The sequence below is a fragment of the Streptosporangium sp. G11 genome (genome assembly GCF_051192615.1).
GTDB lineage: Bacteria > Actinomycetota > Actinomycetes > Streptosporangiales > Streptosporangiaceae > Streptosporangium.
Window position 1 is genome coordinate 1 of record NZ_JBPJUQ010000068.1, and the last position, 12,662, is coordinate 12,662.

The window sequence follows — 12,662 nt, forward strand, 5'->3', positions numbered from 1 at the left end:
TCTGGGGCCGTCCGGCTCCTGAGCCTCGCCGCCGTCGACGTCGGTTTATCTACCTGCTTTGAGGAACGAAGCACTAGTACTTCAGTGACACTTCAGGATCTTCCTGAATGAGATCGCATGGAGACGGCCACCGCGTGATCATTCGGTGTTTGTGAAGACATTCAACGACCCTGCGGTGGCCGTGGGCCATAGCGTGAACCCTGCCGACTGGCAGATCACCTTCGATGAGCTGGTGGCTCGGATCGCGGGCCGGTTCGGCCGCATCGAGCCGCGCCGTACGGCACGGGCCTGCCTTTCGGCTCCGCTGTCGAACATCGAGCGCAAGAACTGCTGGTACCTGGCTGAGCAGGCCGGACACGCCGGGCCGCACGCGATGCAGCGGCTGCTGCGCACCGCCCGGTGGCAGGTCGATGAGGTCCGTGACGACCTGCGCGAGTACGTGATCGAACATCTCGGCCACGACAGTGGCGTGCTGATCGTCGATGAGACCGGCTTCGTGAAGAAGGGAAGTGGCGGTGCCGGGTGTCAGGAGACCCGGACGATGGTCTTGCCATACCGTGGACTGCGCAGGTCGGCGATGACCGCGGGAACATCGTCGAAGTCGCGGACACTGCCGACGGGTGTGGCGATGACCTTCTGCTCGGCCAGTTCGCAGAGACGGCCGTAGGCCTCGGCGTCCTCCTGCGGCGTGAAGCCTCCAGCGAAGACACCGACCGCGGAGTAGTTCCGTCGGACCATGTCCATCGTGTCGATGGTCAGCCAGGAGCCGGCGGCGTATCCCACGATGGCGACCTGCCCGTCTCGCGCGAGCGCGCGGAGCGCCTTGGTACCCGGCTCTCCGCCGACCACGTCGAACAGAACGTCCACGCCGGCCCCGCTGGTCAGTTCTCTGGCTCGGGCGGCCACGTCCTCGGTCTTGTGATCCACCGTGTGATCCGCGCCGATCCGGGCGCAGAAATCACGCTGCTCCTGGCTGCCGGCAACCGCTATGACGGTCGCGCCGAGCGCTTTGCCCAGCTGGATGACCGCGCTGCCGGAGCTTCCGGAGGCGCCAAGGACGAGCAGCGTCTGGCCCTCGGCCAGGGAGATCCGCTGCACGAGGGAGGCATAGGCCGTCCGGAAGGCGATGATGAAGCCTGCGGCCTGCTCGTCGCTGAAGGTGGAGGGGATGCGCCAGGTCTTCTCCTCGCGGACGTAGGTGTATTCGGCGCAGCCGCCGATGCCCTCAAGGAACGGTGTGAGGCCCATCACCCGGTCGCCGACCGCGTAGGCCGAGCCGGACGGAGCGGCGACCACCTCGCCGGCGACCTCCTGGCCCGGTGCCGGCAGCGCCGACATGCCCGGATAGGAGCCTTCCATCATCAGCATGTCAGGCAGGCCGACCCCACTGGCGCGCACCTTGACCAGCAGGCGCCCCGCGGGTGGGGTCTCGAAGGTGTGCCGCCGCAGCTCCAGGACCTTCTCCGGAACACCGAGGGCCACGGCCCGCCATGCCTTACCTGTGAACATTGTCGAACCCCGTACTTCGTTCTTCGGATGTCCGTGTGATCCGCGGCCTGGCAGGCCGGGGCGTGGGTGTCGCCGGTGGTGTGGCGACGGCACCCCGAAGACCATGCGAACGGTGTCCCGATGGTGGCTGGGAACAGGCTGGGTCCCGGCGGTGTTTCGGGACGGTCGAACCTACTGGGCCGGGACCGTAGGGTGTGTCCGGCGCGTTGTCGTTCCCGCGGGTCGCTGTCCGGTAGGACGTCTGAACGTGCCATGCCAGTACGTCAGGGCGAGCTCCCGGGCCTGCTTCGCGTCTTCCTCAGCTCCACCAGTCCCTTGGGCTGATCTGGCCTGACCCAGCGCTTTCGGTTCGCATCGACCTTTCAGGGCCACTGATCGACAGGTGATGTCCGTACTCACACTGACAACCGGTGTCCGTTCCCGCCTGCGATGCCATTCAGGCCGGTCGCGAGATCCCGTCGATGAGGGCGGCCAGCCGGCGTGGCTGGGACAGGAACGGAGAGTGAGAGCTGGTGATCCGGCGAATCTCGGTGGCCTGGGCCGCCATCTGCTCCTGCAGCGCGGGCGGGAGGGACTTGTCCTGCTCGGTGACGATGTAAGTGGACGGGATGTCCCGCCAGGCGGCCGCGTCGACCTTCTCCGCGAACGATCGGACGGTCTGCTGGACCAGCCCGCTCATCGCCTGCTCGGCGTCGGCGTCGGTCAGGTCGCCGTAGAGCGAGGTGCGCGGGTCGTCGCCGAGCGGGAACAGGCCGCCCATGTCTTCGGGGTCGGGTGCACCGTGGAGGGTGTACATCGACTGTCCCTTGTCCGGCATGTACGCGGCAAGATAGATCAGCCGCACGACGTTGCCCGCTCCGGCGGCGGCCTCGGTGACCGGGATGCCCCCGTAGGAGTGACCGAGCAGCACGACCGGCCCCTCGATCGACGCCAGCTCCTCGGCCAGCACGGCGGCGTCCTCATGCATGCCCGCGGTGGGATGCTCGCCGGCGCTGCGTAGCGCCGGCGAGCGCGTGTCATGGCCAAGGGCGTGCAACTCGGGTTCGAGCCTCGCCCAGCATGCCGGCCGGTGCCAGGCGCCGTGGACGAGCATCACAGTGGTCATGAATGGCGCTCCAAGTTTCTCATTCGGTATGTCCGGAGGGTGTCAACCCGCCACCGGGAAAGCCCGATGGCCGTCGGCAAACTCGATGCGGGCGGACCGGCAACGAGTGCCGATGCGTGGCATGACCGCAACGCTAGGCGGTAAGGATTGGACTTGGAATGATCAGAGGTCCAACATAGTTGCGTGAGCGTCCAGCAAACTGATCCCCTCCAAGACGTCCTCACCCTCCTCGGCACGACCAGCCACATGTCCATCGGGCTGGTCGCCGGCGGCGAGTGGGCGCTGTCGTTCGAGCCACCGCCGGCGGTCAAGTTCAACGCGGTGCGCCGCGGCCACTGCCTGCTCACCGTCGACGGCGTGCCGGAGCCGATCGAGCTGACCGAGGGCGACTGCTTCCTGCTCACCCAGCCGCGGGCCTTCACCCTGGCCAGCGGTTCGGGGGTGCGGCCGGTCCCGGCCCGCCCGGTCTTCGCGGCGGCCACCGGCGGCATGGCCCGGGTGGGCACCGGCGAGGACGTGATCTTCATCGGTGGCCGGTTCGACTTCGGCGAGCGGGCCCAGGAGTTGTTGCTCGACGTGCTGCCGCCGGTGATCCACGTACCCGGCCGCACCGCAGAGGCCGCGACCGTGCGCTGGGCGCTCGAGCAGATCGACGCCGAACTGCGCGACCGGCCGCTCGCCTCGACACTGGTCGCCGAGCATCTCGCCCTGGTCATGCTGATCCACCTGCTGCGCCTGCACCTGGCCGTCGCCGGGCCGGGCGCGGCGTCCGGCTGGCTGGCCGGGCTCACCGACCCGATCGTGGCCCCGGCGCTGGGGGCCATGCACGCCCGGCCGGCCCACGCCTGGACGGTGGCCCAGCTGGCCGAGGTCGCGGCGGTGTCCCGGTCGACGCTCGCCTCCCGGTTCAAGCATGCCGTCGGGCAAGGTCCGCTGGACTACCTGACCGGCTGGCGGATCGAACTGGCCGCCGAGCGCCTGCGCCGCGGCGACGAGACGGTGGCGATGATCGCCCGTGAGGTCGGCTACGGCTCGGAGAGCGCACTGAGCAACGCGTTCAAGCGTGTCACCGGCGCGTCCCCGCGAGAGTACCGCCGCCGGATCGGTGCAATCGGCGATTCCGGTGGCGGCACAGTTCGGATGTGACCCCAGGTTGGGGACGTGACTTCCTATCGGCTATGTCGCCCAGCGATCCCGCTACCAGGGCAGATTCCAACCATGATGTCAAAGTGTCACTGGAGAACTAGGCCGGTGGCGCGAGTCGCGTCACCTGGTCGAGGGTGGTCTTGTCGAGCCTCGCCTGGAGCAGCCCGTTGTCGACACCGGGGTCGCAGGCCGGCGAGACCCGGACCTCCGCGGGTGGCCCGTCCGGGTAGCCGAACAGGAGCCGGAGGTCGACGACGCCCTGGACGCCCTCGCTCCCGCGGCACACGTCGCCACTCGGCCGGCTGTCCAGGGCGTTCAGCGTCGCGGCCAGGGCCTCGGCCGTCTGCCCGCCGTGCTCCAGCCGGGGGGACCGCCCGTCGTGGGAGGCCTGCCCGCAGACCAGGACCGAGACGGGCTCGCCGGGCACCATCCGCTCGTTCTGGCCCCGGCGTCCGGTGGACCCGTGACAGGGGTCGTCCGGCCGTACGGGGTTCCACGTTCCGGTCCGGTAGGCGGCGGTGATGTCCCGCCCGACGTACGAGCGGCTGCCGACGGTGCCGTTCGTCGTCGTCACGCAGGCGTTGACCTCCTCGGCGCTGCCCACCCAGAGGGCGTCGCCACGGGGGTAGGCGAACCGGATGAGATAGTTCGTCATCGCCCCGCCCGCCGCCGTGCACGGAGCGTCGAGATCGTCCGTGGTCACCGGGAGATAGCCCAGGTCGTGGGCCATGGCCGTGGCCCCGCCTGTCAGGATCCGGGATCCGGCGAGCCGCTCGCCCCCCGGGTGCGCGTTGTCCCCGGGGTAGGCGCAGATCATCGCCGAGACCGGCTCTCCGGGGACGAGCGACTCCCCGGCCCCGTTGAGGTCGGCGGCGGCGGGCACCCAGCCGCCGGGCCTGTCGCCACCCCATCGCTCCGGGCACGACGCCGGCACGGACGACGGCGCGCGCACCGCCTGCGAGATGAGCATGGTCGCCGCGCATGCCGCCGTCAGGGCCAGGGCGACGCGCACACCGTGGAGAAGCCTCACGATACTGAAACGTCAATCTCCGGTGAAGGGTTCGGGCTGCGGGGAAAAGGAAAACGCGTCCCGCCGGCCCGGGGGATTTTCCGGGAAATCCCGCTGTGCGCGTCATGTTCCGGGCGGAATTTCGTCGTCGTGGGGAAAGCGGATGGTAAAGCCGGGAGATTCCGCACGTCCTGCCTCCGGGTCACTTCTTGGGGGCGAAACCGTGTCTGACCTCGCCCTTGCTGCAGCGCGGGCAGGGGCGGTATTGGCGAGGGAAGAAGGTGGCTTTCAGTGTGCCGGATCCTTGGCATTTGCGGCACTTTGAGAGGTAGTTGCGGATCCAATCGGAGATAACCCATATAGTGAGCACGGCGAGGATGAGCAGCGCAGGTTCCATGGTGAACTCCACCGGGTGAGGGTTCCGTGAGGCCTTCGCCAATAACACCTCGCATTCACGCCGTCGCGTTACGTTTCAACGAACGGTATATCGCCTGCTTATACCGCTTGCGGTAACGCATGGAATTGTGATTACCCCTCTTATGGTGTTTCGGGGTAAAGGTGAAGTGGTGGTCGGGCCGGGGCCGCCGGAGACGCCGGGCGTCACGCGCCCGTCCCGATTCCCGGCCCAGGCTCCCCCCGTTGGGGCCGGGACCGGGACGCTCAGCCGGTCGCGAGGTGCTCGGCTTCGTGGTGCAGTACCTCGACCAGGATCAGCTCCAGATGGAGGTCTGGATCCGCGAGGTCGTCGGACGGTGTCATCGATACCTCCAGCCTCGCTGGTGGGGACGCCCCGCCTGCCCCGTGGGTTATCCGCCATAGCGGGCCGGTATGGAGGTAAGGCCCCCGCCCGCCGTCCTGAGCGGCCTGGCCCCGGCCGGACGCGCTCGACACCGGAAAGTACCGCGCCCTCCGCCCGGCGCCGTGAGGGGCGCCGGGGGAGGGCGGTTCGGTGGATGCGCCTACTCGGTTCCCGGTTCGGCCCAGAAGACCGTTCCGGGACCGTGCAACTCGACGGGTCCGTGGGCGGCGGGGACGAAGGCGGACTCGCCGGGACGCAGGGTGTGCCCGCCGGTCTCGATCTCGCCCTCGGTGCACAGCAGGATGCGCGGCACCCCGCCCTCCAGGGTGAGGCCGGATCCGGGGACGGCCGTGCCGAGGCGGAACTCGGGGGCGGGGGTGCGGTAGAGGTCGCCGACCGGCTCGACCCGCAGGGCCGGGATCGAGGGGTCGGTGACCCGCAGCAGCTCCTCCACGTCCATCGGCTTGCCGGTCAGCCCGGCGCGCAGCACGTTGTCGGAGCCTCCCATGATCTCCACGCCGAACCCGCTCAGGTAGCAGTGCAGGACCCCGGCGCCCAGGAAGAGCGCCTCGCCGGGCCGCAGCTCGTGGCGCCGCAGGAACAGCGGGGCCAGGCAGGCGGGGTCCTGCGGGTGGATTCCCGCCAGGCGTACGACCAGTTCGTTGTCGGGACCTCCCGCCACCGAGGCGGCCCGCGCGATGGCGGCCACGAGATCCGCCCTGCCGTCCTTGGGCCACTCCACCATCACGCGGAGCGCGGCGGAGGCGTCTCCGGCGGCCAGCGGCGCGACGACGGACTCCAGCTCCGTGACGCCCAGGCCGCCGATGAGGGCGGCCGCCTCCCGGGGAGGACGGAACCCGGCCAGCGCGGTGAACGGGGTCAGCGCGCAGATCAACTCGGGCTTGGGGAACGGGTCGACGTAGGTGCCCCGGGCGAAACCCTCCCGCGCCTGCTCCTGCGAGGGGTGAACCTGGAGCGAGAGCGGCAGGTCCACGGCGATCAGCTTCAGCAGGTACGGCAGCCGCGAGCCGAACCGCTCGACGGTCTCCTTCCCCAGCTCGGCCTCAGGGTCGGCGGCCACCGTCTCGGCGAGGGAGAGCCATGTCCCCCGGCGCAGCACCGACGAGGAGCCGGACGGGTGGGTGCCGAACCACATCTCCGCCTCGGGCAGCTCCGCGGGGGAGGGGCGCCCGGTCAGCGTGGCGATGGCCGTGTGCGAACCCCAGTCGTAGTTCTTCACGGGGTTTCGCAGGAGGTCCGTCATGACGCCTCCACCGGCGCGGGCGCGGTGGCGCCGGGCCGCCCGCCGTTCTCCGGCCGAGAAGACCGCCGCGTGGGCGTGCCGCCAGGCCCGGCCTTGCCTGCCGCCGCGCGGGCGGCGGGGATGAAGGAGTCGTTCATGATCCTCTGTGTCCGTGTGAGTCCGTGAGCAGGAATCGAATGAATGTCGCAGAACGCCGATGTTACGCGTCCTCGGTACCGCACGGCTGTCAGGGCGCCGCCAAGACCCGGTGCCGGGTCCGTGGACGGGGAGGTGGAGGGCGCCGGCCGGCCCCGTGGCCGTCGAATCGCGGGCCGGCACCGTAGCAGCCCGCCCCGGCGGGCCCGCCAGGACGAAAGTCCCGGTTCACGGGCTGGACGGGTCCCGGTTTCCGGGCCGGGGACACCGGTGTGGGTCCGGGCGGCGAAGCTCCCGCGGACGGAGAGTGGGGCGCGGCGAAAATGGTGTTTACTCGGGTCTGCGCAGCGCGGATGGGACCGTCGCTCGCGGCGTATCAGGGGACAGGAGGTTCACCGTGGGCGCAGACCGCCGCGCGAATCGTGAACGCGGGTTCCCGGAGCGGCACCCCTGGGGCCGGCAGACGAAGTACGTGGTCCTCGCCGTCGCCGTGGGGGCCGTCGCGGTCGGGGTCCCGCCGCTGCTGACACCGGGGCAGGACGGCCTGTTCACCGCGAGGCCCCAGAACGTCCCGCCCGCCGCGCGCTCCGGAGCGGCCACGCCGTCCCCCGCCCCGTCCGAGGGGCTCACCGAGGCCCTCCCCACCGGCCGCCGCACCCCCGAGGGGACCGCGGACCGGCCCACCGCCACGCCCGTTACCACGCCCGCCGTCTCCCCGAGCGCGTCGCGGAGACCCCGCCTGGCCGTCCGGCCGAAGGTCTCGCCCACCGCGCGGTCCGTGCCCCGTTCCTCCGGCTCCCCGGGGCTCTCCTGTGTCGCCCCCGCCGGGTCCGGCGCGGGCGGTACCGTCGAGATCACCTCCACCCGCCCCTCCTGCGCCGTCTACACCACCGCCCTGAGCACCGGCTGGCAGGCCCTCGGCACCGGGACGAACGTCACGCCCGGCCAGAAGCTGCCCGACGGGCAGCAGACCGCGATGAGGGTGCAGAAAAGGGTCAAGAAGCGGGAGGACCCGGCGACGGTGACGCTGCTCGCCGCCTCGCCGTTCACGGTCGGCGGGAACACCACGCTGCGCCTGCGGATCTTCGGAGGCAGGGAGTTCGGCACGATCCTGCGCGTCTCCGCCTCGCCGTCCGCCGATCGCGCGGGCACCCGGACCATGGTGCTCGAGGCACCCCCGCTCCGCTGGTCCACCTTCACGCTGCGCGTCGGGGCGCTGTCCCCCGAGCGGCTGCGCCGGGTCGACCTGGCCATCGCCACCGACCAGATGCCTCAGGCGTACGAGTTCTTCGTCGACGACATCGTGTTCAGGGGCTGAGGGGGGCAGGACGGTGACACGCTTGCACGCCTACGCGGTGGACCCCGTGGTGGCGGCGGCGGCACTGTGCCGCGCGGTGATGCTGGGCCGGGCCGCGGTCGTGCTGACCGCGGCCGGGGCCGGGCTGCTGCTGGTGACCGACAGGTGGCGGGTGCTGGCGGTGCTGGCCTTGACCGTCTTCGCCACGGTCGCGGAGGTGACGGTACTGACCCGGTGGCCGGCCGTCGTACGCAGGGCACTGCCCGTGATCGCGGTCGACTGGCTCGTCGCCCTCGCGATCCTCGCGCTCAGCAAGGGCGGCATGGCCTACTTCTGCTACGCCGCGGGCTCGGCCGCCCTGGGCGGCGCGTTGCTGGGGATGCGGGCCCTGGCCATCTGGGCGGCCCAGGCCGCGTGCGGCTTCGCGGCCGCGGCCTGGACCCTGCGGGAGAGCAGGCCCCCGCCGGACGTCGCCGCCTTCGTGATGGCCTTCCCCATGACCAGCGTCCTCGCCGGTGTGGGCGGCGCGGTGGCCACCGCCGCCCTGGTCCGCTACATGAACCTGGCCGTGGACGTGGTGGCCTCCGCCCAGCGCTCGGCGGCGGCCGACGAGCGCGCCCGGCTGGCCAGGGAGCTGCACGACTCCGTCAGCAAGACGCTGCGAGGGGTGTCCTTCGCGGCCCTGGCCCTGCCCTCCTCGCTGCGCCGCCAGCCCGCTCTCGCCGAGCAGCTGGCCGACACCGTCTCCCGGGGCGCGGAGGTCGCGGCGCGGGAGGCGCGGCAGCTGCTGGAGGGGCTGCGGAGCGACGTGCCCGACCAGGCGTTCGAGGAGACGATCCACGGGCTGTGCCGCTCCTGGTCGCGCGGCTCCGGCATCGGCGCCCGGATCACCGCCGCCCGCTGCGATCCCGGCGTCGCGGTGCGCTACGAGGTCACCCGCATCCTGCAGGAGGCCCTGGCGAACGTGCAACGGCACGCCCGTGCCCGGGAGGTCGTCGTACGGCTGGCACAGTTCGACGGTTTCCTGGAGCTCGTCGTCGCCGACGACGGCGTCGGCTTCCACGTCCCGCGCGAGCTGGGCGGGCTGCAGTCACGCGGGCACTTCGGGATCGTCGGGATGTCGGAGCGGGCGCGGGCCCTGGGAGGCTCGCTGCGCGTCGTGTCCGGCCCGCGCGGCGGTACGGTGGTGACGCTGCGGGTGCCGATCTCCGGGGGCGGGCCGGACGCCGGCGAGCTCCTGCACCGCGCGGGTTCTCCCGTGCCCTTCACACTGCGCAACCCCGTGGAGCCCTCCCTGTGATTGACGTGCTGGTCGTCGACGACAACCCGATCGTCCGGGCCGCGATGTGCGCCTTCCTGGACGCCAGTGACGGGGTGCGGGTCGTGGGCGAGGCGTGCAACGGCCGCGAGGCGCTCGCCGCCGCCCGGCGGCTGAACCCGGCGGTGACCCTGCTGGACCACCGCATGCCGATCGCGGACGGGCTCTCCGTCCTGGGTGAGCTCGCCCTTCATACGACCGTCCTCGTGCTCACCAGCGACTCGGGGGAGGACCTCATCACCGCGATGCTGCGCGGCGGGGCGCGCGGTTACCTGGTGCACGGCCAGTTCGACCCGCCGGACCTGCTCCGCGCAGTCCAGGCCGTCGCCGCGGGGCGGGGCTGGCTCTCGCCCGCCGCCGCCTCCGTGGCCACGTCCCTCTTCCGCAGCCAGGCGGAGCAGGAGCGCGAGCAGCGCGAGCGCGCCGAGCGCCGCCACGCCGCGCAGACCCGCTACGGGATCACCCGGCGGGAGCGCGACGTGCTGATCCTGCTCTCCCAGGGCCTGTCCAACGCCTCCATCGCGGTGCGGCTGGGACTGACGGAGAAGACCGTCAAGAACCACCTCAGCCAGATCTTCGCCAAGCTCCGGGTGAGCAGCAGGACCGAGGCCGTCGTCGTCTGGACGGGGGACCGTCCCGCCTGACGCCCCGCCGGACCTGACGCTCGGCCGGTTCTGACGCCCGCCGGGCGCGTACCCGGGAAGTAGGCCGTGGTCATCGGCCGAACCGGGACCTTTGGCCCAGTCCGCGACCTTCCGCTCGCCGTTAGCGTACGACCCGCCGTCGCACGGGGCGCTCGCCGGACGTGGCAGGGTGCTCTCCGGCGATCAGCCGGCCACGGGACCGTGGCCGCGCGACGGCCCCACGTTTCGCCGGCGGGCCCGCGAGCCCGCCGGCATGCCTCGCAACAGCCATCCGAAAGGACCTTCATGGTCGACCAGAAGCGACGACGGGTTCGGGCCGCCGCCGATTCGCCGGGCGTCTCCGAGTTACGGGCCGTCGCACGGCAGGGGCGCCGCCTGGGCAGGATCGCCGCGACCGCCCTCCTCGCCGCCGGTCTCGTCGTGGCGATGAGTCCGCCGGCCCCGCCGTCGGACGAGATCCTGGCCGCGGGAACCACGGAGCTGGCCGCCGCCGCGTCGCCCGCGCACCTCACGGGGGAGCGAGGGCGGGCGAACCGCGACGCGGCACTGCCGACGGCGTCTCCGAGTTCGACGTTTTCCGGGCCGCCGCCGCGGGCGCAGTATCGGGAGTTCGCGGCGAATTGCACGGTGACGCGTTATCTGTCGGACGACCCGATTGTTTATCCGGGTCTGGCGGGTGCGGCTCATAATCATACGTTCTTCGGGAACAGGGGGACGGACGCGGATTCGACGAACGCGTCGTTGGTTTCTGGGTCGACGAGTTGTCAGGATCCGAAGGACGGTTCGGCGTACTGGTCGCCGACGTTGTTGCAGGATGGTAAGCCGGTGAAGCCGGAGATGGCGACGATTTATTACAAGTCGGGTGTCTCGGATTATCGGACGGTGAAGCCGTTCCCGGTGGGGTTCCGGTTGGTCGTCGGTGACGCGAAGATGACGTCGGCGGCGGATTTCAAGGGTTACTGGAGTTGTGGTAACGCGAGGTCGAAGGATTTCCCGGCGTCGTGTCCTTCGGGGTCGTCGTTGATCATGCGGCATCAGGCTCCGAGTTGCTGGAACGGCAGTGATCTCGACAGTGCGAACCATCGGAGTCATGTGGCGTATCCGGTGGGCGGGGTGTGTCCGGCCGCCTATCCGGTGGCGGTGCCGATGCTGGAGATGAAGGTCCCCTACAAGCTTCCCGGCGGTAGGACCGAGGGGTTGTCGTTCTCCTCGGGAGTGAGTTACTCCTTCCACTACGACTTCATGAACGGCTGGGACCAGCAGCGTCAGGTGGCGCTGGTCAAGCACTGCGTCAACGGCGGACGCCAGTGCAACGGCGTCGGCTACGACCAGCACAAGCCCGGTACGCCGGACGAGGACGGCGGGACGTCCTCGCCGACCCCCACCGCTTCTCCCACCACGAGGCCGACGGCCTCCCCGACTCCCACGACGAAGCCGACTCCGACCACGAAGCCGACCGTGTCCCCGACTCCCACCTCGACCCCCAAGCCCACCGCGTCTCCGAGTTCGACGTTTTCCGGGCCGCCGCCGCAGGCGCAGTATCGGGAGTTCGCGGCGAATTGCACGGTGACGCGTTATCTGTCGGACGACCCGATTGTTTATCCGGGTCTGGCGGGTGCGGCTCATAATCATACGTTCTTCGGGAACAGGGGGACGGACGCGGATTCGACGAACGCGTCGTTGGTTTCTGGGTCGACGAGTTGTCAGGATCCGAAGGACGGTTCGGCGTACTGGTCGCCGACGTTGTTGCAGGATGGTAAGCCGGTGAAGCCGGAGATGGCGACGATTTATTACAAGTCGGGTGTCTCGGATTATCGGACGGTGAAGCCGTTCCCGGTGGGGTTCCGGTTGGTCGTCGGTGACGCGAAGATGACGTCGGCGGCGGATTTCAAGGGTTACTGGAGTTGTGGTAACGCGAGGTCGAAGGATTTCCCGGCGTCGTGTCCTTCGGGGTCGTCGTTGATCATGCGGCATCAGGCTCCGAGTTGCTGGAACGGCAGTGATCTCGACAGTGCGAACCATCGGAGTCATGTGGCGTATCCGGTGGGCGGGGTGTGTCCGGCCGCCTATCCGGTGGCGGTGCCGATGCTGGAGATGAAGGTCCCCTACAAGCTTCCCGGCGGTAGGACCGAGGGGTTGTCGTTCTCCTCGGGAGTGAGTTACTCCTTCCACTACGACTTCATGAACGGCTGGGACCAGCAGCGTCAGGTGGCGCTGGTCAAGCACTGCGTCAACGGCGGACGCCAGTGCAACGGCGTCGGCTACGACCAGCACAAGCCGTGACCGGGATCCGGTAACGCCGCCCTGGCCGGTGTGGGGTGTCACGCGATCGCGTGGCACCCCTGCTCGCGTCCGCAGATGAGGGGTTCCCAAGGCGCGCGCGGAACTGAAGACTCCGCTGGGAGGAGGCCACGGCGCCCACGGCCTCGCCGTTCC

11 protein-coding genes and 1 pseudogene are annotated in these 12,662 nt (G+C 70.3%); 6 read left to right on the top strand and 6 right to left on the bottom strand.

What is annotated here, in order from left to right; all coding sequences use genetic code 11:
* Positions 1 to 232: 232 nt before the first annotated feature.
* Positions 233 to 530: pseudogene (locus tag ACSDR0_RS39220) on the top strand (transposase); the annotation flags it as partial.
* Here the strand turns inward: ACSDR0_RS39220 and ACSDR0_RS39225 are convergent.
* Both ACSDR0_RS39225 and ACSDR0_RS39230 read right to left on the bottom strand, forming a co-directional pair.
* Entirely contained in the window at positions 526 to 1,614 is a 1,089-nt protein-coding gene (locus ACSDR0_RS39225) for an NADPH:quinone oxidoreductase family protein (protein WP_435294023.1), read from the bottom strand. The pseudogene ACSDR0_RS39220 and the gene ACSDR0_RS39225 overlap by 5 nt on opposite strands.
* Positions 1,615 to 1,945: 331 nt before the next feature.
* A complete protein-coding gene (locus ACSDR0_RS39230) occupies positions 1,946 to 2,614 on the bottom strand; it encodes an alpha/beta hydrolase (protein WP_435294024.1) in 669 nt (222 codons plus the stop codon).
* Positions 2,615 to 2,797: 183 nt separating this feature from the next.
* Between ACSDR0_RS39230 and ACSDR0_RS39235 the strand changes: the two genes are divergently transcribed.
* The gene (locus ACSDR0_RS39235) at positions 2,798 to 3,760 is read left to right on the top strand and encodes an AraC family transcriptional regulator (protein ID WP_435294025.1); all 963 of its coding nucleotides are present in this window, start codon (positions 2,798 to 2,800) and stop codon (positions 3,758 to 3,760) included.
* A gap of 97 nt (positions 3,761 to 3,857) precedes the next feature.
* Here the strand turns inward: ACSDR0_RS39235 and ACSDR0_RS39240 are convergent, their stop codons facing one another.
* The 4 genes from ACSDR0_RS39240 to ACSDR0_RS39255 all read right to left on the bottom strand — a co-directional run bounded on the left by ACSDR0_RS39240 (position 3,858) and on the right by ACSDR0_RS39255 (position 6,969).
* Positions 3,858 to 4,790: a hypothetical protein gene (locus ACSDR0_RS39240; protein WP_435294026.1), complete on the bottom strand. Its 933-nt coding sequence runs from the start codon at positions 4,788 to 4,790 to the stop codon at positions 3,858 to 3,860.
* 181 nt (positions 4,791 to 4,971) lie between these two features.
* Positions 4,972 to 5,178 carry a hypothetical protein gene (locus ACSDR0_RS39245; protein ID WP_435294027.1) on the bottom strand — a complete coding sequence of 69 codons (207 nt, stop codon included), beginning with the start codon at positions 5,176 to 5,178 and terminating at the stop codon, positions 4,972 to 4,974.
* Between the two features lie 550 nt (positions 5,179 to 5,728).
* The gene (manA, locus tag ACSDR0_RS39250; protein ID WP_435294028.1) at positions 5,729 to 6,832 is read right to left on the bottom strand and encodes a mannose-6-phosphate isomerase, class I; all 1,104 of its coding nucleotides are present in this window, start codon (positions 6,830 to 6,832) and stop codon (positions 5,729 to 5,731) included.
* Positions 6,829 to 6,969: a hypothetical protein gene (locus tag ACSDR0_RS39255; protein WP_435294029.1), complete on the bottom strand. Its 141-nt coding sequence runs from the start codon at positions 6,967 to 6,969 to the stop codon at positions 6,829 to 6,831. Before ACSDR0_RS39255 ends, manA begins: the two co-directional genes overlap by 4 nt.
* A 395-nt stretch (positions 6,970 to 7,364) precedes the next feature.
* On the opposite strand from ACSDR0_RS39255, the gene ACSDR0_RS39260 reads away from it, so the two are divergent.
* The 4 genes from ACSDR0_RS39260 (at position 7,365) to ACSDR0_RS39275 (ending at position 12,509) form a co-directional block, all read left to right on the top strand.
* Positions 7,365 to 8,285, top strand: coding sequence for a hypothetical protein (locus ACSDR0_RS39260; RefSeq protein ID WP_435294030.1), 921 nt, complete (start codon positions 7,365 to 7,367; stop codon positions 8,283 to 8,285).
* A gap of 13 nt (positions 8,286 to 8,298) precedes the next feature.
* The gene (locus tag ACSDR0_RS39265; protein ID WP_435294031.1) at positions 8,299 to 9,564 is read left to right on the top strand and encodes a sensor histidine kinase; all 1,266 of its coding nucleotides are present in this window, start codon (positions 8,299 to 8,301) and stop codon (positions 9,562 to 9,564) included.
* A complete protein-coding gene (locus ACSDR0_RS39270) occupies positions 9,561 to 10,226 on the top strand; it encodes a LuxR C-terminal-related transcriptional regulator (RefSeq protein ID WP_435294032.1) in 666 nt (221 codons plus the stop codon). Before ACSDR0_RS39265 ends, ACSDR0_RS39270 begins: the two co-directional genes overlap by 4 nt.
* A 285-nt stretch (positions 10,227 to 10,511) precedes the next feature.
* A complete protein-coding gene (locus ACSDR0_RS39275; protein ID WP_435294033.1) occupies positions 10,512 to 12,509 on the top strand; it encodes a DUF1996 domain-containing protein in 1,998 nt (665 codons plus the stop codon).
* Positions 12,510 to 12,662 lie beyond the last annotated feature (153 nt).

What these genes read in the sequence shown, in the direction of transcription:
- ACSDR0_RS39225 (WP_435294023.1), bottom strand. Translation starts at nt 1,614, where the DNA reads ATGGTCTTCGGGGTGCCGTCGCCACACCACCGGCGACACCCACGCCCC.
- ACSDR0_RS39230 (WP_435294024.1), bottom strand. Translation starts at nt 2,614, where the DNA reads ATGACCACTGTGATGCTCGTCCACGGCGCCTGGCACCGGCCGGCATGC.
- manA (WP_435294028.1), bottom strand. Translation starts at nt 6,832, where the DNA reads ATGACGGACCTCCTGCGAAACCCCGTGAAGAACTACGACTGGGGTTCG.
- ACSDR0_RS39255 (WP_435294029.1), bottom strand. Translation starts at nt 6,969, where the DNA reads ATGAACGACTCCTTCATCCCCGCCGCCCGCGCGGCGGCAGGCAAGGCC.
- ACSDR0_RS39275 (WP_435294033.1), top strand. Translation starts at nt 10,512, where the DNA reads ATGGTCGACCAGAAGCGACGACGGGTTCGGGCCGCCGCCGATTCGCCG.